The 23,818-nt window shown below is 69.8% G+C and carries 19 protein-coding genes and 7 tRNA genes; 15 read left to right on the plus strand and 11 right to left on the minus strand.

The annotated features are described in order from the left end of the window. Positions 1-132: 132 nt before the first annotated feature. Positions 133-3,843, plus strand: a complete 3,711-nt coding sequence (locus tag ACOACQ_RS18810) for a choice-of-anchor P family protein (protein ID WP_420289012.1) — start codon at positions 133-135, stop codon at positions 3,841-3,843. Between the two features lie 25 nt (positions 3,844-3,868). On the opposite strand, the gene ACOACQ_RS18815 is transcribed toward ACOACQ_RS18810, so the two are convergent. Both ACOACQ_RS18815 and ACOACQ_RS18820 read right to left on the minus strand, forming a co-directional pair. Beyond that, a complete protein-coding gene (locus tag ACOACQ_RS18815; protein WP_420289013.1) occupies positions 3,869-4,339 on the minus strand; it encodes a DUF1772 domain-containing protein in 471 nt (156 codons plus the stop codon). Beyond that, positions 4,336-5,172 carry an SDR family oxidoreductase gene (locus tag ACOACQ_RS18820; RefSeq protein ID WP_420289014.1) on the minus strand — a complete coding sequence of 279 codons (837 nt, stop codon included), beginning with the start codon at positions 5,170-5,172 and terminating at the stop codon, positions 4,336-4,338. The genes ACOACQ_RS18815 and ACOACQ_RS18820 overlap by 4 nt, the downstream gene beginning before the upstream one ends. Before the next feature lie 83 nt (positions 5,173-5,255). Between ACOACQ_RS18820 and ACOACQ_RS18825 the strand changes: the two genes are divergently transcribed. Next, positions 5,256-6,194 carry a cupin domain-containing protein gene (locus ACOACQ_RS18825; RefSeq protein ID WP_420289015.1) on the plus strand — a complete coding sequence of 313 codons (939 nt, stop codon included), beginning with the start codon at positions 5,256-5,258 and terminating at the stop codon, positions 6,192-6,194. A gap of 164 nt (positions 6,195-6,358) precedes the next feature. After that, positions 6,359-6,961, plus strand: coding sequence for a hypothetical protein (locus ACOACQ_RS18830; RefSeq protein WP_420289016.1), 603 nt, complete (start codon positions 6,359-6,361; stop codon positions 6,959-6,961). An 18-nt stretch (positions 6,962-6,979) separates the two neighbouring features. Here ACOACQ_RS18830 and ACOACQ_RS18835 read toward each other — a convergent pair whose 3' ends face one another. After that, positions 6,980-7,324, minus strand: coding sequence for a DUF1801 domain-containing protein (locus ACOACQ_RS18835; protein WP_420289017.1), 345 nt, complete (start codon positions 7,322-7,324; stop codon positions 6,980-6,982). Between the two features lie 9 nt (positions 7,325-7,333). Beyond that, a complete protein-coding gene (locus ACOACQ_RS18840; RefSeq protein WP_420289018.1) occupies positions 7,334-8,020 on the minus strand; it encodes a class I SAM-dependent methyltransferase in 687 nt (228 codons plus the stop codon). 86 nt (positions 8,021-8,106) lie between these two features. On the opposite strand from ACOACQ_RS18840, the gene ACOACQ_RS18845 reads away from it, so the two are divergent. From ACOACQ_RS18845 to ACOACQ_RS18895, 11 genes are all read left to right on the plus strand, one after another. Further along, positions 8,107-9,255: an acyl-CoA dehydrogenase family protein gene (locus tag ACOACQ_RS18845; protein ID WP_420289019.1), complete on the plus strand. Its 1,149-nt coding sequence runs from the start codon at positions 8,107-8,109 to the stop codon at positions 9,253-9,255. Positions 9,256-10,040: 785 nt separating this feature from the next. After that, positions 10,041-10,111: transfer RNA gene (locus ACOACQ_RS18850), tRNA-Glu, on the plus strand. A 15-nt stretch (positions 10,112-10,126) separates the two neighbouring features. Next, a tRNA-Leu gene (locus ACOACQ_RS18855) sits at positions 10,127-10,213 on the plus strand. A 2-nt stretch (positions 10,214-10,215) separates the two neighbouring features. Next, positions 10,216-10,295, plus strand: a tRNA-Leu gene (locus tag ACOACQ_RS18860). Between the two features lie 13 nt (positions 10,296-10,308). After that, positions 10,309-10,381: transfer RNA gene (locus ACOACQ_RS18865), tRNA-Asn, on the plus strand. 92 nt (positions 10,382-10,473) lie between these two features. Beyond that, a tRNA-Lys gene (locus tag ACOACQ_RS18870) sits at positions 10,474-10,546 on the plus strand. Positions 10,547-10,619: 73 nt separating this feature from the next. Continuing rightward, positions 10,620-10,982, plus strand: a complete 363-nt coding sequence (locus tag ACOACQ_RS18875; RefSeq protein ID WP_420289020.1) for a WhiB family transcriptional regulator — start codon at positions 10,620-10,622, stop codon at positions 10,980-10,982. A gap of 30 nt (positions 10,983-11,012) precedes the next feature. Then, a tRNA-Arg gene (locus tag ACOACQ_RS18880) sits at positions 11,013-11,084 on the plus strand. Positions 11,085-11,086: 2 nt separating this feature from the next. Then, positions 11,087-11,163, plus strand: a tRNA-His gene (locus ACOACQ_RS18885). A 69-nt stretch (positions 11,164-11,232) separates the two neighbouring features. Then, positions 11,233-12,396, plus strand: coding sequence for an alpha-hydroxy-acid oxidizing protein (locus tag ACOACQ_RS18890; protein ID WP_420289021.1), 1,164 nt, complete (start codon positions 11,233-11,235; stop codon positions 12,394-12,396). Positions 12,397-12,516: 120 nt separating this feature from the next. Continuing rightward, positions 12,517-13,908, plus strand: coding sequence for a purine-cytosine permease family protein (locus ACOACQ_RS18895; RefSeq protein ID WP_420289022.1), 1,392 nt, complete (start codon positions 12,517-12,519; stop codon positions 13,906-13,908). Between the two features lie 30 nt (positions 13,909-13,938). Here the strand turns inward: ACOACQ_RS18895 and ACOACQ_RS18900 are convergent, their stop codons facing one another. The 5 genes from ACOACQ_RS18900 to ACOACQ_RS18920 are packed head-to-tail and all read right to left on the minus strand — an operon-like array spanning position 13,939 to position 18,542. Further along, complete coding sequence (locus tag ACOACQ_RS18900) at positions 13,939-14,856, minus strand: LysR family transcriptional regulator (protein WP_420289023.1); 918 nt, start codon at positions 14,854-14,856, stop codon at positions 13,939-13,941. Positions 14,857-14,876: 20 nt separating this feature from the next. Beyond that, a complete protein-coding gene (locus tag ACOACQ_RS18905) occupies positions 14,877-16,292 on the minus strand; it encodes an aspartate ammonia-lyase (protein ID WP_420289024.1) in 1,416 nt (471 codons plus the stop codon). Continuing rightward, a complete protein-coding gene (locus ACOACQ_RS18910) occupies positions 16,289-17,428 on the minus strand; it encodes a M20 family metallopeptidase (protein WP_420289025.1) in 1,140 nt (379 codons plus the stop codon). The genes ACOACQ_RS18905 and ACOACQ_RS18910 overlap by 4 nt, the downstream gene beginning before the upstream one ends. Before the next feature lie 2 nt (positions 17,429-17,430). Continuing rightward, entirely contained in the window at positions 17,431-18,099 is a 669-nt protein-coding gene (locus ACOACQ_RS18915) for a DUF1028 domain-containing protein (protein WP_420289026.1), read from the minus strand. Further along, positions 18,096-18,542 carry a RidA family protein gene (locus ACOACQ_RS18920; protein WP_420289027.1) on the minus strand — a complete coding sequence of 149 codons (447 nt, stop codon included), beginning with the start codon at positions 18,540-18,542 and terminating at the stop codon, positions 18,096-18,098. Before ACOACQ_RS18920 ends, ACOACQ_RS18915 begins: the two co-directional genes overlap by 4 nt. 175 nt (positions 18,543-18,717) lie before the next feature. On the opposite strand from ACOACQ_RS18920, the gene ACOACQ_RS18925 reads away from it, so the two are divergent. After that, a complete protein-coding gene (locus ACOACQ_RS18925; protein ID WP_420289028.1) occupies positions 18,718-19,965 on the plus strand; it encodes a flavin-containing monooxygenase in 1,248 nt (415 codons plus the stop codon). Positions 19,966-20,240: 275 nt separating this feature from the next. On the opposite strand, the gene ACOACQ_RS18930 is transcribed toward ACOACQ_RS18925, so the two are convergent. Further along, positions 20,241-22,316 carry an FAD-dependent oxidoreductase gene (locus ACOACQ_RS18930; RefSeq protein WP_420289029.1) on the minus strand — a complete coding sequence of 692 codons (2,076 nt, stop codon included), beginning with the start codon at positions 22,314-22,316 and terminating at the stop codon, positions 20,241-20,243. After that, complete coding sequence (locus tag ACOACQ_RS18935) at positions 22,313-23,815, minus strand: APC family permease (RefSeq protein ID WP_420289030.1); 1,503 nt, start codon at positions 23,813-23,815, stop codon at positions 22,313-22,315. Before ACOACQ_RS18935 ends, ACOACQ_RS18930 begins: the two co-directional genes overlap by 4 nt. Positions 23,816-23,818: the final 3 nt, after the last annotated feature.

The raw sequence follows: 23,818 nt of genomic DNA on the forward strand, positions 1-23,818 counted from the left end.
CAGCGACCAGCGGAACCGAGGTCTCCTCACGATCGGGTGCTGCGCGTACCGTCGACTGGGTCGGCCCACGGGTAATGGGGAGGGAACCTCTCCCGGGGTGAGCCTCGTCCATACCTGACGGGGAGAACCAAGATGCACTCACGGCGCGCTCTGCAAGCACTCATGACGGTCATCGCCATGGTGGCCTTGTCCTTCGGACCTCCACTGCCGAGTCAGGCAGCGAAGCCCGGACCCGGCGGCGGTGGTGGCTCCGGGGGTGGCATCGGCGTCAAGATCCAGGGCTACGACGCCCTGTCGAAGTCGTGGACGCCCGGCAACACGGGCGGGTACGCCGAAGGTGACAGCATCCCCTTCCGCCTGGTCCTGACCGGCCCGGGCACCTTGAGCACCCTCCAGATCCTCGCCGACCACAAGCGCAGTGGCGTGAAGGGCATCGAGGACCTCAACAGCTTCCAGGTCTGCACGGGCGCCCCGACGACCACGCCGGCCGGCGCGACCGGCTGCAATGCGCCGGACCAGACGACGCTGACGGTGACGCGTGACCTCCCGAACCCGGTGAGCTCCGGGGTCGAGCAGGTCTCCTACACGTTCCACAACGTCGTCATCCCGGCGAGCGGACTCGTGCTGAGGTGGGGCGCGGAGCTCGCGATCGGCTCCCACCTCTACAACGGTTCGGCCCTCCACATGGCGGTCGGGACCGCTACCGCGAATGGCGGCACGATCAGCTTCGGCAGCAAGGACGTGCCGATCCCGGTCAACGCGATCCTCGCGACCGAGACCGACAAGAAGATCGACGGCAAGGACGCGATCACGGCGGACAGCCCGTTGACCCTGGGCCAGCGCGTGCGCGTCACCATCGCCTCCAAGGTCGTCGGCCCGGCCAAGGGCACGCAGAATGTCACCATCACCGACCAGCTCCCCACCTGCCTGCGGTACGCCGGCAACGCCACCCCGGCACCGGCTTCCGCGCCGACCGCGGTCGACGGCGTCATCCCACCCGGTGGCGAGGTCGTCTGGACCTTCGCGAACGTCAAGAACGGCACGATCACGACCGTCGCGTTCGATGCGGTCGTCGTGAGCGTCGGTTCGTGCGCCAACGTTGCCATCACGTCCTCGGACAAGACCCGGGTGCCCTCCACGGACACGGTGCCGATCTCCACGGTCGGGTCTCCGGACATGTCGATCGTCAAGGACTGTGACGACGTCGTCGCGCCCGGCGGTCTGGCCACCTGCACCCTGACCTACCGCAACGACGGCGACGCCGTTGCGAAGAACGTGACGATCACCGACGTCCTCGACCCCGGCCTGACGTACGTCGCAGTCGCCGGGGAACCCCAGCCCTCGGGCAACCCGCTGGTCTGGAACATCGGTGACGTCGCTGCGGGCGACGGTGACACGATCACCTACCAGGAACGGGTCCCCGCGACCGGTCCTGGCGGCACCCAGGAGTACAAGAACACGGCGACGGTGCGCACCACAGGTGACCCCGATCCCGAGGACGACACCGACACCGAGATCGTCGAGGTGACCTTCGCGGTCGACCTGGGCATCACCAAGGCGTGCCCCGGCACCCTGCCCGCCAACACGCCCACGCAGGAATCGGTGACCTACCGCAACGGAGGCACCGCCACAGCGACGGGCGTCACCATCGTCGACACGCTCCCCGTCGGCATGAGCTACGTCGCCGGCAGCGCCTCGCTGGCGCCGACCTCGGTGAACGGACGCGTGATCACCTGGGTGATCGGCAGCGTCCCGGCCGGCTCGGCACCGGTGACGATCACCTACCAGGTCACTGTCGCCGCTCCCGGCCAGTACAAGAACGTCGCGGCGATCTCGGCCGACCAGCCGGATGCCGACGCGACGGACAACAGCGCCGAGTGCACGGCCGGGGCGGCGTACTCCGACGTCGCGGTCGACAAGGCCTGTCCCTCGAACGCCTCGCCCGGGGCGACCGTCACGCACACGGTGAGCTACGCCAATGTGGGCAACCAGCCCGCCGCCGGCGTCGTGGTCGTGGACACGCTCGGGGCAGGGCTGGCCTTCAAGGCCGGCTCCGCGAAGGTCAACGGCTCCGCGGTGACTCCCTCGGTCAACGGCCAGGTGCTCACCTTCAACCTCGGCACCGTCGCCGCAGGCGGCTCGGGCGTCATCACCTACGACGTGGTGCTCGACGCGACCGCGACGTCGGCCGGAGTGAAGACGTTCACCGACACGGCTGCGATCAGCACCACGAGCAGCAACAGCATCAACACGAGCAACGACTCGAAGGCATGCTCGACGGACGTCGACTACCAGCCACGGCTGACGCTGACGAAGATCGGCTGTCGGGACACCGTGGTGCCGGGCGGCTTCCAGACCTACACGCTCGGCTTCGCCAACGAGGGTACGGCGCCCGCCACCGGAGCCACGCTCACTGACACCCCGCCGACCGGACAGCGGATCTCGGCCGCGCCGGACGCCGACATCGACGTCGACGAGAACACCGCGGTGTGGGACCTCGGCACCCTGTCGCCCGGCGAGGAAGGCACCAGGTCACTCACGGTCGAGGTGAACGTCGAGAGCGGCACGCAGGTGTCCAACACCGCCACGCTGGACGCTGACAATGCGAGCGCCACCACGGCGACGGCGTACACCCAGGTCAACGGGACGGGCTCGTCGACGCACGGCAGCGCCTACGGCATCGACGTCCGGGCGCTCGGGCTCACCCTGATCGACAAGTTCGTCAGGGCGAGCTCCAACGACCCCGGTGGCCCGAACGACTCGGCGGCCGGCCCGCTGGCGACGCTCACCGTGGCCGGCGTGGTCAACGCCGGGGTGCTCTCGGCGGCATCGCACTCCAAGGTCGACATCGGTTCGGCGAGCTCGACGTCCACCTCGACGGTGGCCAACCTGAACCTGCTCAACGGCCTGATCACGGCGAAGGCCGTGCGCAGCGTGTCGACCTCGGTGGCCGGACCGCTGGGCGCGTCGTCGAACACGGACGGGTCGACGTTCACCGACCTGGTGATCGCCGGCCAGCCGATCCCGAACTCGGTCGCTCCGAACACGGTGATCAACCTGCCGCTGGGGATCGGGTCGGTGAAGCTGCGGGCCCCGAAGATCACGGCAGGCGTCGACGCCCAGGGCCGCTACACGACCACGGCCTCGGTGAACATGATCGACGTGACCCTGACCGGGTTGCTGGTCGTCCCGCTCAACACGCACGTGATCGTCGGTCACACCGAGTCCGACGCGACGTACCCGAGCGGGGCACCGTGTGGTGCGCGGCCGAACACGGTGTCGGGCAAGGCGTTCACCGCCTTCGTCGACAACGTGCTGCTCGACGACCTCTACGTCAACAAGGCGGAGATCGCGCCGCTGGGCGGGACGTCGACGGCGAACACCGCATCGGTGCCCGGCCTGCCGGGCGTGCTGACCGCGTCGGCCCTGACCAACTCGAGCACCGGATCCATCGGTACGCCGCCCACCGCGACCAGCACGAGCAAGGCCGCCGGCGCCAACATCCTGGCCGGCCTCATCACGGCTGACCTGATCGAGGTGGCGGCGACGAGCACGGCCAACGGCACCACCGCGAGCACCGCGCTGAGCGCGAACTTCGTCAACCTCAAGGTCGGCACCCTGACGATCAACGGCCAGGTGACGCCCAACTTCACCATCGACCTGTTGTACGGCGGCGGCATCGCCCACATCGTGCTCAACGAGCAGGTCACGAACACGCCTGCCGGTGGAAAGGACACGGCCGGCACGGTCAATGCCGTCCACGTCCGACTGTTCTCCGCGGTCGGACTGCTCACCACGGACGTGATCGTGGTGTCGGCACACAGCGACGCACATACGCAGTGACCAGCCGGGGGTCGCCCTGGCGGACTCACCCCGCCAGGGCGGCACCCACACAGCACCCGAACGCCGCGACCAGCGCGACCGTCCGGATCAGGTGCAGCCGGTTCCACGGGTCCTCGAACGCCTCGCGTGCGGCCTTCAGCGTGGTCGGCGCGTCGGTCTGGCCGACGGCCAGGAGGGCGTCGTTGAGCGGCACGTTGCCGGCCATGGTGATGCCGAAGCACACGACGTAGAGGGCGAGCGCAGCGATCACCCAGATCCGCGACGGACCGGTGAACGCCGCGACAGCGAGCGCGGGGATCGGCGCGACGAAGAGCAGCAGGAACACCGGGTTGAGGATCGCCTTGTTGATCTCCTGCATGGCGTGGACGAACGTCCGGTCATCGGTGCCGGCGAGGCCGGGCATGACCGCGGTCGAGAAGCAGAAGAAGATCCCGGCGATCAGCCCGGCGGCGACGGTGCCGGTGACCAGCGCGGTGTTGCCGATCGTCTCGCTCATGACGCCACCTCTTGGCTGCTCCACGCGCCGCTTGCCGCGGCCTTCCGGGCGTAGGCGGCGAAGTCCCTGGCCGGGCGGCCCAGCGCCTCGTGCACACCGTCGGCGAAGTGCTCGTTGTGGCCGTCGAGGAGGTGCGCGAACAGCGCGCCCAGTCCCCCGGCCTCCTCGGCAGGCAGTCCGGCGTGGACCAGGTCGTCGACGAGCCGCTCGTTGGTGATCTGTTCGTAGGCGATCTCTCGTCCGGTGGCGGCAGCGATCTCGGCGGTCGCCTCGGCGAAGGTCATCAGGCGAGGACCGGTGAGCTCGTAGGTCCGGTTCGCCGGAGCGTCACCGGTCATCATCGCGACGGCCACCTCGGCGACGTCATCAAGATCGACGAACGGCTCGCGGACATCGCCCGCGGAGAAGGCCAGGCGGCCGGCGGCGAGCGGCCCGGCGAACAGGCTCTCGTCGAAGTTCTGCATGAAGAACGCGCACCGTACGACGCCCCAGCTGGCGCCGTGCTTCGCGGCGGCTTCGGCGACCAGCTGCTCGGCCTGCTGCGCCTCGGCCTCGCCTCGACCCGAGAGGAGCACGATGCGTCGTACGCCGGAACGGGCCATGCGTCCGGCGACGTCGGCCACCGCTTCGGGGGCTCCGGGGAAGGTCAGGTCGGGGGCGAAGGTGAGGTACGCCGCGGTGGCCGGCTGCTCGACCGACGACCACGTGGTCGGGTCGGCCCAGTCGAACCCGGGACGGGAGAGGGAGGTGACCGGGAGGCCCCGGCCCTGGAGGAGGGACGCGACGCGGCGACCGGTCTTGCCGGTGCCGCCGATGATCAGGTTCGTTGTCATGACCCCAGTCCATCGCGGTCGGGTGAGACTTTCCATGGCCGAATGTCTTGATTCCATGCGTGATCGTCTTGCATGGTGGTGTCATGGACGGACTCGAACACCTCCTCTCCGGGCCCCGGGCGCGGCAGGCCTTCCTGCTGCGCATGGTGATGGAGCCCCCGTGGGCGGTGCGGATCGAGGACGACCCGGCGCTGACGCTGATGGCGGTGGCGCGCGGTTCGGCGTGGATCACCGGCGAGCTCGGCGAGGCCCTGGAGCTGCAGGCCGGCGACGTGGCCGTGATCCGCGGCGGTCCGGTCTACACCGTGGCCGACCACCCGGCGACCGCCCCGAAGGTGACCATCCTCAAGGGCAACATCTGCGTCGACCCGGACGGCGAGCTGCTGGCCCAGCGGATGGCGCTGGGCGTGCGCACCTGGGGCAACAGCCACGACGGATCGACGGTGATGCTGGTCGGCACGTGGGAGGCCGAGACGGAAGCCGGGCGTCCCCTTCTCGCGGCGCTCCCACCGGTCGTCGTACGACGTCGGGAGGAGGACGACTCACCCCTCGTCGACCTGCTCTCCGCCGAGATGTTGCGGGAGGAGCTCGGCCAGGAAGTGGTGCTCGACCGGTTGCTGGACCTGGTGCTGGTGACCGTCGTGCGCTCGTGGCTGGCGAACGAGGAGCAGGTGACCCGCGGCCTCGCCCATGCCGATCCGACCGTCGGCGAAGCGCTGCGCCTGATGCACCACCACCCCGAGCACGCGTGGACGATCGCGTCCCTGGCGCGGGAGGTCGGGGTCTCGCGGGCCGCACTGGCCCGACGCTTCGGAGAGCTCGTCGGCGAGCCACCGATGACCTACCTGACCCACTGGCGCCTCTCCCTCGCCGCCGACCTGCTCGTCGCCACCGACGACGCCATCGACCGGGTCGCCCGGCAGGTCGGGTACGGCAGCGGGTTCGCGCTGAGCGCGGCGTTCAAGCGGGTGCGCGGGGTCAGTCCGCAACAACACCGCAAGGCAGCCCGCGCCGGTGGTTGAGGTGCGAGAAGCGTCAGCGACCCAAGGTCGTCGAGTAGCCCGAGCCGCCAGGCGAGGACGTATCGAGACGCCCGTACCTCTGGCGCCAGACCGTCCGAAGGAGTAAGCAGGGAACAACCGGCAGTGCCGGTCGGGCACTGCCCCGTCTCCGAGAGGAGTGGGTCGTGTACGCACGTTCGAGCACGTTCCACGGCAAGCCCGACAACATCGATGCGGGCATCAGATTCGTCCAGGACGAAGTAGCTCCCAGGCTCGACGCGACCGAGGGCTGTCGCGGCCTCTCGCTCCTGGTCGACCGCGAGACCGGCTACTGCATCGCCACCAGCTCGTGGGACTCCGAGGAGGCGATGGCCGCCAGCGACGAGCTGTTGCGCTCGCTCCGCGACCGCGGCAAGGACATCCTCGGCGCCTCCCTGCAGGTCGACTCGTGGGAGATCACGGTCATGCACCGCAACCAGCACGGCGAGTGCTGCCGGGTCAGCTGGATCGAGGGCGACCTCGACACCATGGCCGAGACGTTCCGGGTCGGGATCATGCCCCAGCTTGAGGAGCTCGACGGCTTCTGCAGCGCCAGCCTCCTGGTGGATCGGTCGGCCCGTCTCGGATGCGCCACCACTGCCTGGGAGTCGCGTGCCGCCATGGAAGCAAGCCGTTCGATGGCCCACGACATGCGCGCCCGCGCGGCGAGCGATGCCGACGGCATGATCGTCGAGGTCCACGAGTTCGACCTCGCCTACGCACACCTGCACGTTCCCGAGATGGCGTGACGCCGTCCCGGCTGAGGATCAGGTGAGGCGGTTGCGCGCGACCGCCTCACGGATCAGCTCCACGAAGGCGTCCTGGTCGAACGTGTCCGCCTCGAAGATGTCGATCGCCCGGCGCGTGCCGGCGTCCAGGCTCGCGTTGAACAGGCCGGAGGGGTCGTCCAGGGACGCGCCCTTGGCGAACGTGACCTTCACCTTGTCCTTGTAGGTCTCGACGGTGCAGATCAGGCCGTCGGCCGAGAAGGTCGGGACGCCGTCCGGGTTGGACGCCTTCTTCCACTTGGCCTCTTCAACCACGTCGGGCTCGGCCTTCACGATCAGGGATCGCAGGGTGGTGACCGTGTCGGTCCGCCAGTCAGCGCTCATGCGCCGACCCTACCGATCCGGACCGTCGCGCTCGGCGTGCTCGGCGTGCTCGGCGCGCTCGGCGCGCTCGGCGACGAGGAGATGGAACGCCCCGGCGGACTCACCGACCCGGCGGCGCTCCGGCTCGGCGAAGCCTGCCGCCTGCAACAGCTCCACGACCTCGTCGACCGGCCGCAGGCGGAACCCGTGCGCAGTGAACGGGTACTTGCGCATCTCCTCCGGGTCGCCGATGCCGACCACGAAGCGTCCGCCGGGACGGACCACACGCGCGACCTCGGCGAACGCGCGGGGCAGGTCCTCGATGAAGTAGATGGTGTTCGTGGTGATGGCGGCGTCGAGCGAGGCGTCGGCGAGCGGCAACGCGGTCAGGTCACCGCTGTGGAGGTGAAGTCGGCCTCCGCCGACCTCGGCAGCGAAGCGTCGCCGTGCCCCGTCGAGCATCGTCTCGGCGATCTCGACGCCGTGGACGTGGCCGGTCGGACCGGCTCGATCGAGGCGCGGACGAAAGCCGACCCCGCCACCGAACCCGAAGTCCGCCACCGACTGGCCGGGTCGCGGGTCCGCCGCGTCGACGGCACCGTGAACCGCGCGACTGTTGCCCTTGTTGAGCATGCGCGCGACGAGCCGACCCGCGGGCCCGGACGGATGACCGAGCTGGCGGGCGAAACCGGCGGCGAACCTGGTGCGAAGTCCCATGCGCCGAGGCTGGCGCACGCACCGCTCCCCCGCAAGTGGAGCAGTGGCTGGCAGCCATCGGGGCAGCCATCGGGCACGATGGCGCCATGGACCTGACGTTGACCGACGACCAGCAATCGCTGCGGGACCTCGCCCGCGACTGGGTGGACCGCGAGGTGGTGCCGAATGCCGCCGCGTGGGACCGCGAGGAGCAGGTCGACCGGGCGATCGTCGGCAAGCTCGCCGAGGTCGGCTTCCTCGGGATGGGGATCGCTGAGGAGTACGGCGGCTCGGGCGGAGACTTCCTGTCCTACGTCCTGATGATGGAGGAGCTCGGCCGCGGCGACACCTCCATCCGGGGGATCGTGAGTGTCTCCCTCGGCCTGGTCAGCAAGAGCATCCAGGCGTGGGGCACCGAGGAGCAGAAGAACGCCTGGCTGCCCGACCTGTGCAGCGGTGCGGGCCTCGCCTGCTTCGGCCTCACCGAACCCGGCACCGGATCGGACGCCGGGTCGCTCGTCTCCCGGGCCGTACGCGATGGCGACGACTGGGTGATCAGCGGCAACAAGCTCTTCATCACCAACGGCACCTGGGCAACGGTCGCGCTGGTCTTCGCCCGCACGGGCGGGCCCGGCGCGAGGGGCATCACGGCCTTCCTCGTGCCCACCGACTCCCCCGGTTTCGAGCGCCGCGAGATCAAGGGCAAGCTCGGCCTGCGGGGCCAGGCCACCGCCGAGCTGATCCTGTCCGACGTACGGGTGCCGGACAGCAACCGGCTCGGCGACGAGGGCTCCGGCTTCAAGATCGCGATGACCGCGCTCGACAAGGGCCGCATCTCGGTCGCCGCCGGCTGTGTCGGCCTCGCCCGCGGGTGCCTCGAGGCGAGTGTTGCGTACGCCGGCGAGCGCACGCAGTTCGGCAAGCCCATCGCGTCGTACCAACTGGTCCAGGAGATGCTCTCCGACATGGCGGTCGACACCGAGGCTGCCCGGCTGATGGTGTGGCGCGCGGCCGACCTGGCCGAGCGCGGCCAGCCGTTCGGGACGGCCGCGTCGATGGCCAAGCTGTTCGCCTCCGAGGCCTCGGTCCGCGCGGCCAACCAGGCGGTCCAGGTCTTCGGCGGCTACGGATACGTCGACGAGTTCCCCGTCGGCAAGGCCTTGCGCGATGCCCGCGTGACGACCCTCTACGAAGGCACCAGCCAGATCCAGAAGCTGCTGATCGGACGGTCCCTCACAGGCATCAGCGCCTTCTGACGCCGAGTTGGGGTTTGTCACCGCCGAGTTGGGGTTTGTCACCGCCGAGTTGGGGTTTGTCACCGCCGAGTTGGGGTTTGTCACCGCCGAGTTGGGGTTTGTCACCGCCGTCGTACGTCGACAAACCCCAACTCGCGCGTGACAAACCCCAACTCGCGTAATTCGTTAGGCCGGTACGGCGGGCCGCCCCTAACCTTGGGCACGACCGAGCCACCCGGCCGGTCGATCGAGGACGAGCAGGAAGGGCAGGGCTGTGGGCATCCACCATCTCCCCGTCGCCACGAGTCGCAACGCGACCTGTGCGCTCGACGCTGCCCTCCTCCGGCGACCCCTCGAAGGCTATGAGCCCTCGACCATGGCCAAGCGCAATCAGCTGCTGGGCCAGCTGGAGCCGCCCCTCTAGGTGCCCTCACGCACCGGGAACACCGGGCCGCTCCAGCGAGGCGAACGTCCACAGGTCACCACCGACCTGGGACAGGCCTCATCGGGGCGGCCCTTCTGCATGTGCGGGCAGCTCGACAAACAACTCCAACACCAAGGTGGAAGGTCCCACGGGCACCGGACCCGCGACCTGGCCGAGAGGCCGGGAAGCAGGCGGCACCGGGCTAACGGTCATACGGCCGTGGGCGACCTCTCCCCACCCGGATCCGGCATTCGCCGGAAGCGGGACCAACTGAACAGTGGACAGCACATTCTGGAAGGTGATGCCGGGGCGGCCCGGCGCCCGGTTGCTACCTGGGTCGTGGTGCGAGCCATGAGGTTCGACTCCTCCGCCTTCCGCTTGCGCCCCCATGAGGTAGCGGCAGCCTGCCGGATTCTCAGTCCGTTCGTCCGGGTTCGACTCCCGGTGGGGGTACGAGAAGCACCACCTGCTCACCTGCCGGAACTGGTAGACGGTCGCGGTTGAGGGCCGCGTGTCCTTCGGGACGTGGGGGTTCGACTCCCCCGGTGAGCACCACGCCCGCCTGGCGGAACGGTAGACGCGCGGCGTTCAGGACGCCGTGTCCCCAGGGCGTCCGGGTTCGAATCCCGGGGCGGTACGACGAAACACGATGCTCGATAGCTCAGTTGGCAGAGCGCCCGGTTGTTACCCGGGAGGTCCCAGGTTCGAGCCCTGGTCGAGCAGCAACTCCCGCTCCGGCGGGACCAAGCGGGTGTCGGGAGACGCCATGGGTCTCATAAGCCCGTCGGCCCACGTTCGACTCGTGGCCCCGCTACGCACCGTTAGCTCAGTTGGTAGAGCGGCGTCCTCTTAAGTCGAAGGTCCTCGGTTCGAGTCCGAGACGGTGTACCGATCCAGCCCCATGACCAGCCCGACAACCAGCCAATGACCATGCCCCGACAAGCCCAAGGAGGTGACCGGCGTGGAGACGAAGAACGGGTGGCCGCACACGGCCACCACCCCGGCGTCGTACTCCGCGGACGAGCGGGGCGACCTCAACACCAAGGGCGTGACCATCGCCTTCGCCCACCCGACGCCGCGGTCGCCGGGCATCGCGTGGCGGTGCGAGGGGCACGAGGATCCGGAGATCTTCGATCCCTGCGACGACGAGACCCTTGCTGCCGCGCTCGAGATCTGCAACCCGTGCGGTGTCCGGACCCTCTGCCTCGCCCTCGGCACCAGCCGTGGCGAGTGGGGTGTCTGGGGTGGCGTCCTCCTCGAGGGCGGCAAGCAGATCGAGACCGTCCGGCGCCGCGGTCGGCCGAGGAAGGCCGCCGTCGCATGAACGCGAGCCCCGGCGTCACAGGGGCAACCAGCCTCCTTGGTCCAACGGAGACGACATCGCCCTACGAAGGCGAGGATCCAGGTTCGATTCCTGGAGGGGGCACTGTGACTGTGGTGTAGCGGTATCTGCACACCTGGATGTGGCCCAGGAGGTCGGGGTTCGACTCCCCGCAGTCACCCCAACCGAAGGGGTTTCGAGGCTCGCTTCGCTCGCACCTCAACCACCGGGACGGATCTGGCATGCTCGCGCCATGCCGAACTTCTCCGACTTCAACATGGGCATCTACCTCACCGGGCTGAGCGGCCAGAAGCCGCCGTACCCGGTGACCTTCGCCGCGCTCGAGGCACAGGCGAAGGAGCTGCTCGACCCGGTGCTCTACGACTACGTCGCCGGCGGGGCGGGCGACGAGGGCACACAGCGGGGCAACGTCACGGCCTTCGAGCGGTGGGGCGTCGTACCCCGGATGCTGTCCGGTGCCGCCGAGCGGGACCTGTCGGTCGAGCTGTTCGGACGGCAGTACCCGACTCCCCTGCTGATGGCGCCGATCGGCGTCGTGGGGATCATGCACGAGGACCAGCACGGTGACCTCGAGGTGGCGAAGGCGGCGGCCGCGACCGGCGTACCGATGATCGCCTCGACCCTGACCCAGGACCCGATGGAGGACGTCGCCGCTGCACTCGGCGAGACCCCCGGTTTCTACCAGCTCTACACGCCCAACGACCGCGAGCTCGCGGAGAGCTTCGTACGACGGGCAGAGGCGGCCGGCTACGCGGGGATCGTGGTCACCCTCGACACGTGGACCCTCGGGTGGCGTCCTCGCGACTTGCAGCACGCCGCCATGCCGCAGCTGCAGGGACTCTGCCTGGCCAACTACTTCTCCGACCCCGTCTTCCGCAGTCGTCTGGAGAAGTCGCCCGAGGAGGACCCGGCAGCCGCGACCTTCGCGTGGGCCCTGACATTCGGCAACCCGGCCCTGTCCTGGGACGACCTGGCGTGGCTGCGCGGGCTGACCGACCTGCCGCTGCTGCTCAAGGGCATCTGCCACCCCGACGACGTACGACGGGCGCGGGATGCCGGTGTCGACGGCATCTACTGCTCGAACCACGGCGGTCGCCAGGCCGCCAGCGCACCCGCGCTCGACTTCCTTCCGGCCGTCGTCGACGCCGCCGAGGGGATGCCGGTCATCTTCGACTCCGGCGTGCGCACCGGAGTCGACGTCGTCAAGGCGCTCGCCCTGGGTGCCACCGCGGTCGCAGTCGGCCGCCCCTACGGCTGGGGCATCACCGTCGGGGGCGCGGCGGGCGCCGAGCACGTGCTCAAGTGCCTGCTCGCCGAGGCCGACCTGACCATGGGCCTCAACGGCTACCGGTCGATCGCGGACCTGACGCCCGACGTGCTGGTGCGGGTGTCCTGACGACAGGTCCGGCACGGCGGGTCATCTGTTCAGCCGATGACTTGCGCCCAAAGGATTCGTTTGCCAGGTGACTGAGGTGTTCACGACCATGGTGGTGCGCCTCACACTTGGAGAAGAATCATGAACGATCAGACCGTCGTCGAAAAACACACCATCGGTTACGTACCGCCCGAGGACCGCCACGGGAAGGTGCGTGACCTGTTCACGCTGTGGTTCGGGACCAACATCGCCCCGTTGCCCGTCGTCACCGGCGCCGCCGGCGTCACCGTCTTCGGGCTCGACCTGCTGTGGTGCATCGTCGCCATCGTGGTCGGCCACCTGGTGGGCGGTGTCTTCATGGCACTGCACTCCGCCCAGGGCCCCCAGATGGGGATCCCGCAGATGATCCAGAGCCGCGGCCAGTTCGGTTCGTTCGGCGCCCTCATCGTAGTGGTGATCGCCGCCGTGATGTACCTGGCGTTCTTCGCCTCGAACATCGTGCTCGCCGGGCAGTCCCTGCACGGCATCGCCGAGCCCGTGCCCGTCTCGACAGGCATCGTCATCGGCGCCCTCGGTTCGGGCCTGATCTGCGTGATCGGCTACCGCTTCATCCACGCGCTCAACAAGGTCGCCACCTGGGTCCTCGGCATCGGCATCGTGCTCGGCACGGTCGCGATCTTCGCCTCCGGCGTCCCCGCCACCTTCTGGAGCCAGGGCAGCTACACCACGGCCGGCTTCCTGGCCACCGTGTCGCTCGCCGCGCTCTGGCAGATCGCCTTCGCGCCGTACGTCTCGGACTACTCGCGGTACCTGCCTGCTGACGTGGGCGTCCGCGCCACGTTCAACGCCACCTACCTCGGCTGCACGCTCGGCTCGATCCTGCCGTTCGTCTTCGGTGCGATCGTCGCCCTCGCGATGACGTCGGGCTCCGACGTGATGACCGGCGTCCGCGACACCACCGGACTGCTCGGGCCGCTCCTGCTGGTGCTGTTCCTGCTGTCGGTGATCAGCCACAACGCGCTCAACCTGTACGGCACCGTCCTCGCGGTCATCACCTGCGTCCAGACGTTCGTCGCCCAGTGGATCCCGACGGCCCGCTCCCGCGTGGTGCTCTCGGTGGCCGTGATCATCGCGTCGACGTACTTCGCGATCGGTGTCTCGGGCGACTTCATCTCGCACTTCGTCGACATCGTGCTGGCCCTGCTGGTCGTGCTGGTTCCGTGGACCGCGATCAACCTGATCGACTTCTACCTGATCCACCGCGGCAAGTACGACCTCGCCTCGATCTTCGCCGCCGACGGCGGGATCTACGGCCGGTTCAACGGCAAGGCACTCTTCGCCTACGCCATCGGCATCCTGGTCCAGATCCCGTTCATGAACACGCCTCTGTACGCCGGCCCGGTGGCCGGTGAGCTGAACGGCGCCGACCTCAGCTGGATCATCGGCCTCGTCATCACCGGTCCGGTGTACTACGCCCTGGCGCGTGGCCGGAAGCTCGCGGCGAGCGAGGTGGCAGCGCCGGTCGCTGTCTGAGCTTTGTTCGGCCCGACGGGCAGGTCGCGTTCAGCGACCTGCCCGTTGGCGCGCCGCCCGGGAGGACGACCGCACGAACGCCTGGGCGCGAGCGGTCAACCGCACGCCCTTCATCGACGTGAGCACGACTTCCAGCGGTTCGAGCGGGTCGGAGATCTCGAGGGTGACCACCTCGGCCCCGTCGTAGGTGATGTTGCTGGCCGGGCGCTGGTTGAGCACGGACCAGCCCTGCCCGTTGGCCACCATGGCGCGGACGGTCTCGAAGCCCGCCGTACGGTGCCGGATCTGGGGGTGGAAGCCGGCCGACTCGACCAGCCGCTCGAGGTACTGGCCGCTGTGCGGGAGGTCGAGCAGGACCATCGGCTCCTCGGCCAGGTCCTTGAGCGCGACCTTCTTGCGGCGCGCGAGGCGGTGCCCCTTGGCCACCAGGACGTACGGCGCTGCGACGCCGACCCGGACGTGGTCGATGTCCTCGTCGAGGTCGTAGCCGTACATCAGGGCCAGCTCGCAGGCACCGGAGCGCAGCGCCTGCTTCAGTGCAGCGTGCTCGTCCTCCACCACCGAGACGTGGATGCCGGGGTGCTCCTCGGCGCAGGCAGCGAGGAGCCGAGGCAGCTCGAAGGGCCCCAGGGTCGTGAAGCAGCCGACGGCGAGGTCGCCCACGAGCGCCTGCCCGGCGGAACGGGCGACCTCAGCCAGGTCGTTGGTGTGCACCAGGTAGCTACGCAGCTCGCGGGTGAACTCCTCGCCGGCCGCGGTCAGCGTGAGTCCGCGGGCGTGGTGGCGCAGCAACAGCTGGACGCCGAGCTCCTTCTCCAGCTGCGCGACCGCCGTGGAGATGGCCGACTGGGACACCATGAGCTGCCGCGACGCGGCCGTCATGCTGCCCAGCTCGGCGGCCGCGGCGAAGTACCGCAGCTGTGTCAGGGTGAAGCCGACCTCCGCCATGGCGCTCATCCTGCCGCAGGTCAGGCCCGTAGCGCTCCCGGCTCCAGGTTCGCGAGGGTCTCGGGGTGCAGCAGGGCGTCGAGGACGTCGGCGTCCACGCCGCCGCCGGCGAGGGCGAGGCCCCGCACGTCGCCGGCGCCGCTGAGCGCGGCCTTGGCGATCTCGGCCGACCGCGCGTAGCCCAGCAGGGGCGTCAGCGCGGTGACCAGGCCGGCGTTGCCGGCGACGACCGCGGCGAGCTTGGCGGCGTCGACGGTGATGCCGTCGACGCACAGCTCGCGCAGCGAGTCGAACGCGGCGGCCGTCCAGGTGAAGCCCTGGAGCAGGCTGTGGCAGATGATCGGCTCGAAGGCGTTGAGCTGCAGCTGTCCGCTCTCGGCGGCCATGGTGACGGTCAGGTCGTTCCCGATCACCCAGTAGGCGACCTGGTTGACCATCTCCGGGACGACGGGGTTGACCTTGCCCGGCATGATGCTCGAACCCGCCTGGCGTGCGGGGAGCTGGAGCTCGCCGAAGCCGGCCTGGGGTCCGGAGGACAGCAGTCGCAGGTCGTTGCAGATCTTGGATGCCTTGACGACGACCCGCTTCAGCACACCGGAGACCTGGACGAACGCGCCGGTGTCGCTGGTGGCCTCGACGAGGTCGCCGGCGCCGACGACCGGCTGCCCGGTGATCTCGGCCAGGTGTGCGACCGCGCGCCGCCGGTATTCCGGGTGCGCGGTGATGCCGGTGCCGATCGCGGTGGCGCCGAGGTTGATCTCGCACAGCAGCCCGCGGGAGTCGTCGAGGCGGGCCTGCTCCTCGAGCAGCGTGACCGCGAACGCGCCGAGCTCCTGTCCGACCGTCATCGGTACGGCGTCCTGGAGCTGGGTCCGGCCCATCTTGGGCACCGTCCGGAACTCCGCCGCCTTGGCGGCGAAGGAGGCGGCCAGGTCGGCCGTCGACACGGCCAGCCACTCGATGACGGTCAGCAGCGCAAGGCGTACGGCGGTCGGGTAGACGTCGTTGGTCGACTGGCAGCGGTTCACGTGGTCGAGCGGGTGGATCTCGTCGTACCGGCCCCGCGGCAGGCCGAGGATCTCCAGGGCCCGGTTGGCGATGACCTCGTTGGCGTTCATGTTCGTCGAGGTCCCGGCACCTCCCTGGATGACGTCGACGACGAACTGGTCGTCCAGCTTCCCCGTGCGTACGTCGTCCGCTGCCGCCGCGATCGCTTCGAAGCGGCGGTCGTCGAGCAGGCCGAGCTCGTGGTTCGCCCGCGCCGCGGCGAGCTTGACGGCACCGAGGGCCGCGACGAGCTCGCGGTGGACGCCGACGGGCGTGCCGCTGATCGGGAAGTTCGTCAGGGCGCGGGCGGTGTGGACGCCCCAGTACGCGTCGGCCGGCACCTCGTGCGGGCCGAGGGAGTCGTGCTCGGTGCGGGTCGCGATGGTCATCGTTGGTGCTCCTCGGCGATGTCGAGCGCTGTCCAGGCGAGGGCGGTCGCGGCGTCGAGCAACGCCTTCTCGGCGTCACCGCCGACGCAGTGGGCAGCGAACTCGGGTTGGTGGTTGAGGGCAGGGAGGGACCCGATGCCGATGTAGGGGTGGATGGCCGGCACGACCTGGGACACGTTGCCCATGTCCGTCGAGGCGCGGTTCATCCGCCGGGCGGGCGTGCCCGGGTCGAAGACGCGCCCCAGGCTCTCGGCGTTGCGCACGTAGGCGTCGACGGCCGGCTGGAAGGCGCGGAACTCGGCGTACGGCTTGCTCTCCGGGGTGATGTCGAGGCTCGCACCGGTGGCGAGGGCTCCTGCCTCGAAGCACCGCCAGACCTTCTCCTCGGTGGTGGCGAGCTGGTCGAGGGACTCGGCCCGGACGTACCAGCGGCCCTCGGTGCGGGCGGGGATGGCGTTCGGCGCCTCTCCCCCGTTGGTCATCACGCCGTGGACGCGCACGGTCGGCGGCAGCTGCTGGCGCAGCAGGCCGACGGCGACCTGCGCGATCGTGAACGCATCGGCGGCGTTGATGCCCTGCTCGGGATAGGCGGCCGCGTGGGCGCCCTTGCCCTGGTAGGTGATGTGGGAGTGCGACACCGCGAACGGCTCGGCCTCGGCGACGTCGACCGGCGCCGGGTGCGCCATCATCGCCAGGTCCAGCCCGGCGAACGCGCCGCGCTCCAGCAGCTCGATCTTGCCGCCGCCACCCTCCTCGGCCGGAGTGCCGTAGACCTCGATGGTCAGGCCCGCTGCGTCCGCCAGCGGCGCGAGGGCCCGCGCGGCGCCGACCGTGATGGCCGAGATCAGGTTGTGCCCGCAAGCGTGCCCGAGTCCGGGAAGGGCGTCGTACTCGGCACACAGGCCCAGGCGGAACGGGCCGCTGCCGTAGGTGGCCAGGAAGGCCGTCTCCAGGCCGAGGTACGACGGCGTCACCGAGAAGCCGGCCTCGTCGAGGGCATCGGCGACCCAGCGGGACGAGTTGTGCTCCTCCCAGGCCGTTTCCGGGTTCGCGTGCAGCAGCTCGGAGAGGTCGATGAGTCGGCCGGCATCGGCGGCGATGGCGCCGGCGGCCCGGTCGTGCGCGGTGCGGGGCATTGTCACTCGTCCCCGGGGACGCCGTACGACGGTGCGGCGGTCGGGTCGAGCCCGCGGGTCACGTAGTCGTCGCGCTGCGGGAGCCAGACGTCGAGGAGGGCAGCGAGGTCCGCGATCGGCTGCTCGCTCCAGTCCACGCGCAGGTCGGTCACGCGCCAGGCCACGTCGCGCACGACGGAGAGACCGGCCGAATGGACCGGTCCTGCCTCGCCGCCGGCGTCGAGGCCCGCGACGAGTGCGGCCAGCAGGCGCTCCTCGAGCTCGCCGTCGGCGGACTCGAAGCCCTTCGCCACGGCATCGATGACGTCGGTGCTGGCGAGCATGTTGCCCGCGGCGACCACGCCGGCGCCGACGACGTCGTGGTGGACGCCGAGCGACTCGGACCCGGAGAAGGCCGCGCCGTTGCCGTTGAGCTCGAGGACGGTGAGCTGGCGGTACTCGACCAGCTCACGGTCGTCGACGACCGCTGCCAGGGCGCTGCGTGCGTCCAGGCCGGACTCGAGCGCGTCGAGGAGCTCGGTCCCCAGGCGCGGGTCCGTGATGTTCTGCGAGGACGCCCCGCCGACGCCGGGGCGCAGGTGGATGCACCGGGCAGCGACGGCCGGGCTGGAGGAGGTGACGGCGATGCCGACGGCGCCACGGCCGTCGGTGGCGAGGACCGAGAAGGTCACCGTGCGTCCTCGGGGATGACGGCGATCGCGTCGACCTCGACGAGCCACTCGGGCCGGGCCAGGGCCGAGACGACGAGTCCGGTCGAGATGGGGTGCACGCCCTTGGTCCAGCGGCCGATGGTGCGGTAGACGGTCTCGCGGTAGCGCGGGTCGACGATGTAGATGGTCAGCTTGACCAGGTGCTCCATCCGGGCGCCGGACTCCTTGAGGAGCATGTCGATGTTCGCCATCGCGCGCTCGGTCTGCGCCTCGACGTCACCGATACCTACCGACTCGCTCGTGTCGAGGTCCTGGCCGATCTGGCCGCGGACGTACACGGTGTTACCGGCGACGACGGCCTGGCAGAGGTCGTTGTCGAGGTTCTGCTCGGGGTAGGTGACGCCCGTGTTGAACGGACGGATGCGGGTGTGCCCGCCGGCGACGATGCTCTTGTTGATCTCCACGGGAACAGTCCACTCCACCGGGGGCCATGTGTCCAACAGATGTTTCTGACTACCTTCATCGATGAAACAGATGCAGTCGCCATCCGCCCGCCGTACCACTGCATCAACAGAACCGAACTAGAAGGCCGACAACATCTGTTGGACAGGGGGTTCGGGGCGGCGGAGGATTCTCGGCATGTCGAACGAAGAGATCGAGGTCCTCGTCATCGGCGCCGGCCAGGCCGGCGTGGCGATGAGCGAGCACCTGAGCGAGAACGGCGTCCCGCACCTCGTGCTCGAGCGTGACCGGATCGCCGAGCGCTGGCGCACGGGACGCTGGGACTCCCTGGTCGCCAACGGCCCCGCCTGGCACGACCGCTTCCCCGGTCTCGAGTTCCAGGACGTCGGTGCCGACGAGTTCGCCACCAAGGACCAGGTTGCCGACTACTTCCAGGCGTACGCCGAGAAGATCGCCGCCCCCGTGCGGTGCGGCGTCGAGGTGACCTCGGTGACGCGCCACCAGGGCCGGCCCGGCTTCCGCGTCGAGACCTCGGACGGCACCATCGACGCGCGCTACGTCGTCGCGGCGACCGGCCCGTTCCAGCGGCCGGTCTTTCCGAAGATCGTCCCCGAGGGCGCCGTACCCGTGCAGATCCACTCCAGCAGCTACCGCAACCCGCAGCAGCTGCCCGAGGGCGCCGTCCTCGTCGTCGGCGCCGGCTCCTCCGGCGTCCAGATCGCCGACGAGCTCCGCCGCTCGGGCCGCGAGGTCTACCTCTCCGTCGGCGCACACGACCGTCCGCCGCGCAGCTACCGCGACCGCGACTTCTGCTGGTGGCTCGGCGTCCTCGGCCTGTGGGACCTCGAGACCCCCGCCGCCGGCGCCGAGCACGTCACCATCGCCGTCAGCGGCGCGCGGGGCGGCCACACCGTCGACTTCCGCGCGCTGGCCGCCCTCGGTGTGAACCTGGTCGGACTGACCGATGCGTACGACGACGGCGTGCTGCGGTTCCGCGACGACCTCGCCGACAACATCACCCGCGGCGACCTGAACTACCTGGCCCTGCTCGACGCCGCCGACGCGTACGTCGAGGCCAACGGGCTCGACCTGCCCGAGGAGCCGCAGGCCCGCATCCTCGGCCCGGACCCGGAGGCCGCGACCAACCCGCGCCTCGAGCTCGACCTCGCCGAAGCCGGCGTCACCTCGATCGTCTGGGCCACGGGCTTCGCCACCGACTACAGCTGGCTCCAGGTCGACGCCTTCGACGAGGCCGGCAAGCCGCAGCACAACCGCGGCGTCTCCACCGAGCCCGGCGTCTACTTCATCGGCCTGCCCTGGCTCTCGCGCCGCGGCTCCAGCTTCATCTGGGGCGTCTGGCACGACGCCAAGCACGTCGCCGGCCACATCGCGACCCAGCGCAGCTACCTCACCTACGGCAACTGACACCACCAAGCCGCTGGCCCGGACCCCGGAGGGGTTCGGGCCAGTGTGCATTTCACCCCCGGTGGGTGGGGTGCGAGCGAAGCGAGCCCTCCCGCTGGTTGAGGTGCGAGCGAAGCGAGCCTCGAAACCCCGGGCTCACCTCGCGTAGGTGGGCCCGGAGGTTTCGAGGCTCGTCGCTGGCGCTCCTCGCACCTCAACCACCGGGTCGAAAAGCACCGCACCCCCGGGACTCAGCGAGCCCCGGGGGTGCGGCGTGCAGCCAGCAGAGTTGCGCCTCACGCCAGCTGGGTCACCTCGCGCCGGAACGGCACGACGTCGTTGGACGGCAGTACGGCGTCGAACTCCTCTGCCGCACGGCGTCCGGACCAGACCGCGGCAGCAATGGTGCCGGGGGCCCAGGCGTCGCCGATGCCGCGCACGGACAGCAGCTCGCCGGCGTCACGTCGACCCACGAGGTCGAGGTAGAGCTCCTCGCGGGGCAGGCGTGCGGTCACCATGACGACGGCGTCGCACTCGATCTCCCGGGTCTGGCCGGCGTAGACGTCCTTCACCTCGACGCCGCCGACTCCGACCCGCACCACAGCGTGATCCGTGATCCGGGCAACGCCCTTCTCGATGAGGCGGCGCTGGATCCGGTTGACCTCGAAGGTGTTGTTGGTCCACGCCGAGACCTGCGAAGCGGTGGTGACGAGCGAGACGTCGTACCCCTTCCCGGCGAGGAGCTCGGCGACCAGGCCGCCCAGGTAGTAATGGTCGTCGTCGTAGACCACGACCTTCTTCCCGGTGGGCAGGCGTCCGGCGAACAGGTCGTCGGGGCCGAGCACCTGCGCTCCCTCAGCGATCGGCAGTGGAGTGGTGTGGAAGCGCGCGACGCCGTCGGTGCGCCACGTGGAGCCGGTGGCGACCAGCACGTGCTGGAAACCGAACTCGACGATGTCGTCGGCGGTCATCGGGCTCTCGCGGAAGATCTCCACGTTCGGGAGCTCGGCCAGGGCCGCTTCGCGGTACTCCTTGACGCGTCCCCAGGCCGAGAGACCCGGCAACAGGGACTCCTGGGTCACCCGCCCACCGAGCTCGCGACGCGCCTCGATCAGCGCGACGTCGTACCCCCGGACGCCCAGGGCTCGAGCGGCCTCCAGCCCGGACGGGCCGGCGCCGACGACGAGGACCTGCGCGTCGCTCTCCTTCGACCGGATGAGCTCGGGGTGCCAGCCACGCCGCCACTCCTCCCCCATGCTCGGGTTCTGGGTGCAGCGGATCGGCGACATGGTGAGGTCGCCCGACACGCAGATGTTGCAGCCGATGCACTCACGGATCAGGTTGAGGTGGCCGTCGCGGATCTTGTTCGGCAGGAACGGGTCGGCGATCGAGGGCCGCGCCGCACCGATCAGGTCGAGGATGCCGGCCTTGATCTGGCGGACCATCGCGTCGGGCGACGTGAACCGACCGACACCGACCACCGGCTTGGTGGTGAGCTTCTTCAGCCCGGCGACGAACTCCTCCTGCTGGCCCTCGGGGCCGAAGCGGGAAGTGACGGAGTCGCCCTCCCAGCTGCCCATCGCGAAGTCCCACAGGTCGGGGAGCTCGCCGAGCTCGCGGAGCACGCCCTCGATGTCCTCGCGGGTGATCCCGCCGTCGATCTCCTCCTCCACCGTGATCCGGCACGCAACCGCGACCCCGCGACCGGCGCACTCGTCGAGGGTGTCCTCGAGCAGCTCGCGCAGCAGGCGCATCCGGTTCTCGAGCGAGCCGCCGTACTCGTCGGTGCGCTGGTTGTAGCGCTTCGACAGGAAGTGGTGCACGCCGCTGTAGCCGTGCGCGCCGTAGACGTAGACGATGTCGTAGCCCGCCTCGATCGAACGGCGTACGGCGTTGCGGTGCCAGCGCCGCAGGTCGTCGATGTCCTGCTTGCTCATCGCGCGGGCCTGGATCGGCGCGATCGTGTCGGGGGCTACCGGCAGGTGGCCGGGCCCCAGTGGCGTCTCGCGGCTGAGCTGGTTCGGCGCGTTCATGCCGTTGTGGGCGAGCTCGATGCCGGCCAGGCCGCCGCCCTCGTGGATCGCGTCGGCGATCCGCTTGAGGGCGGGCAGGTCCTGGTCGTCCCAGATCCGCAGCTCGATGAACGGCGCGATGTCGGAGGTCGCGTGGATCTCGACCTGCTCGGTGCAGACCACCGACCAGCCGCCCTCGGCCTTGATCTTGCGCATCGCGGCCTGGGCGCTGGGGTCGCGGTAGCCCATGCCGTTGCAGTGGGGCACCTGGTAGAAGCGGTTCTTCGTCGTGAGCGGCCCGATCTTCACGGGCTCGAACAGGACGTCGTACGGCGCGGCGACGGCGGGCTGGTCACTCATCGGCCGACCTCCTCGGCAACGGGGACGGGCGTCGTACGACGGACGCGGGCACCGCGGACATAGCCGACGGCGCACAGGGCCATCAGGCAGCCGAGGGTGCCGAGCGTGAAGACCTCGAAGGTCGTCTGGCTGACGCCCCAGATGTCCTTGAACGGGTAGTCCTCGCCGAAGAGCCGCTCGAGGGTGCCGGGGAAGACCGCGACCCACGAACCGAGCAGGACCCAGGCGAACGCCGACCAGCCGAGCATCGCGAAGCCCTTGTCGGACACCGGCACCTTGAACGGGCGCACCCGGTCGGGGTAGCGGGTGCGGAGCCTGATGGCGGCCGGGATGACCAGCAGGTAGCTGAGCAGGAAGGTCGAGATCGAGATGGTGAGCACGACGCCGAAGACGGAGGCACCGGAGCCGGTCACCTGCATCGCGACGAGCATGAAGGTGGTGGACACGACGCCCGAGAGCAGGTTGACACGCACCGGGGTGCCGAGGCCGGGGTGGAAGTGGCCGAAGAACCCGCCGAAGAAGGAGCCGTCGGCGGCGGTCATCGCCTGCATCCGGTCGGAGATGATCATCCACGCGGCGCCCTGGCTCATCAGGATGTAGACGAAGACGAACGCGGTGAGCTTGAGCAACGCGTCCGCCGCGCCGCCGTACACGGAGTAGACGGTGCCGACCGCGTCGAGGAGGCCGCCGATGCCGGTGATGTCCTCGGTGGGTACGACGAGCAGGATCGCGAAGATCGGCAGCAGGTAGCAGGCCGCAGCGGTGGCGCAGGAGCGGAAGATCGAGATCGGTACGTCGCGGGCGGGGTTCTGCATCTCGCCGGCGGCGCTGTTGGAGGACTCGAAGCCGAGGTAGGCGAACAGCAGGATCGGCACGGAGCCGAAGAGTCCGAGCAACGAGGGGCTGAAGTCGCCGGGGCTGATGCCGACCACGCCGTTCTTCGCGGCGTAGATCGCGGTGGTGACGACGAAGAACACGAGCAGGCTGATCTTGAGCAGCGCACCGCTCGTCGGGAGCCACTTGCCCTTGCGCAGGCTGACGATCGCGGCCAGCACGGTGATCCAGATGAAGACGATCTTGAAGACGTAGTCGGCGAACGAACCGTGCTCGAGCGGCGTGATGTAGGAGCTGATCGTCTCGGCGGCGAGGAACGCCATCGAGCCGCCGACCCACACGGGCTGGGTGATCCAGGTCAGGATCGCCGCGACGGCCGCGGCCGGCCGGCCGAAGGCGTCCCGCACCCAGGTGTAGGCACCGCCCTCCTCACTGAAGGCCGCGCCGGTCTCGGCGAAGATCAGGCCGTAGGGCACGAGGAAGAAGACGGCGAGGACGAGCGCCCAGGTGAACGCCTCCGCGCCGTACAGCGAGACCTGGCCGAGGGTCTCGAGACCCACGACGGCCGCGATCATCAGGAAGACGATGTCGAAGCGCCCCAGGGTCTTGTGCAGCAGGGCATGCTGCTCGGCCGCCAGCTCGGTCGGTCGGTTGTTCTGCGTCATGGT

Origin of the sequence: Nocardioides sp. CPCC 206347, assembly GCF_048654605.1 — a bacterium.
Taxonomy (GTDB): domain Bacteria; phylum Actinomycetota; class Actinomycetes; order Propionibacteriales; family Nocardioidaceae; genus Nocardioides.

Excerpts from the sequence above, each read along its gene's own strand:
- ACOACQ_RS18890 (WP_420289021.1), top strand. The coding sequence starts at position 11,233 with ATGCCGAACTTCTCCGACTTCAACATGGGCATCTACCTCACCGGGCTG.
- ACOACQ_RS18910 (WP_420289025.1), bottom strand. The coding sequence starts at position 17,428 with ATGCCCCGCACCGCGCACGACCGGGCCGCCGGCGCCATCGCCGCCGAT.
- ACOACQ_RS18820 (WP_420289014.1), bottom strand. The coding sequence starts at position 5,172 with ATGACAACGAACCTGATCATCGGCGGCACCGGCAAGACCGGTCGCCGC.
- ACOACQ_RS18840 (WP_420289018.1), bottom strand. The coding sequence starts at position 8,020 with ATGGGACTTCGCACCAGGTTCGCCGCCGGTTTCGCCCGCCAGCTCGGT.
- ACOACQ_RS18845 (WP_420289019.1), top strand. The coding sequence starts at position 8,107 with ATGGACCTGACGTTGACCGACGACCAGCAATCGCTGCGGGACCTCGCC.
- ACOACQ_RS18810 (WP_420289012.1), top strand. The coding sequence starts at position 133 with ATGCACTCACGGCGCGCTCTGCAAGCACTCATGACGGTCATCGCCATG.
- ACOACQ_RS18900 (WP_420289023.1), bottom strand. The coding sequence starts at position 14,856 with ATGGCGGAGGTCGGCTTCACCCTGACACAGCTGCGGTACTTCGCCGCG.
- ACOACQ_RS18935 (WP_420289030.1), bottom strand. The coding sequence starts at position 23,815 with ATGACGCAGAACAACCGACCGACCGAGCTGGCGGCCGAGCAGCATGCC.
- ACOACQ_RS18895 (WP_420289022.1), top strand. The coding sequence starts at position 12,517 with ATGAACGATCAGACCGTCGTCGAAAAACACACCATCGGTTACGTACCG.
- ACOACQ_RS18835 (WP_420289017.1), bottom strand. The coding sequence starts at position 7,324 with ATGAGCGCTGACTGGCGGACCGACACGGTCACCACCCTGCGATCCCTG.
- ACOACQ_RS18815 (WP_420289013.1), bottom strand. The coding sequence starts at position 4,339 with ATGAGCGAGACGATCGGCAACACCGCGCTGGTCACCGGCACCGTCGCC.
- ACOACQ_RS18905 (WP_420289024.1), bottom strand. The coding sequence starts at position 16,292 with ATGACCATCGCGACCCGCACCGAGCACGACTCCCTCGGCCCGCACGAG.
- ACOACQ_RS18925 (WP_420289028.1), top strand. The coding sequence starts at position 18,718 with ATGTCGAACGAAGAGATCGAGGTCCTCGTCATCGGCGCCGGCCAGGCC.
- ACOACQ_RS18930 (WP_420289029.1), bottom strand. The coding sequence starts at position 22,316 with ATGAGTGACCAGCCCGCCGTCGCCGCGCCGTACGACGTCCTGTTCGAG.
- ACOACQ_RS18825 (WP_420289015.1), top strand. The coding sequence starts at position 5,256 with ATGGACGGACTCGAACACCTCCTCTCCGGGCCCCGGGCGCGGCAGGCC.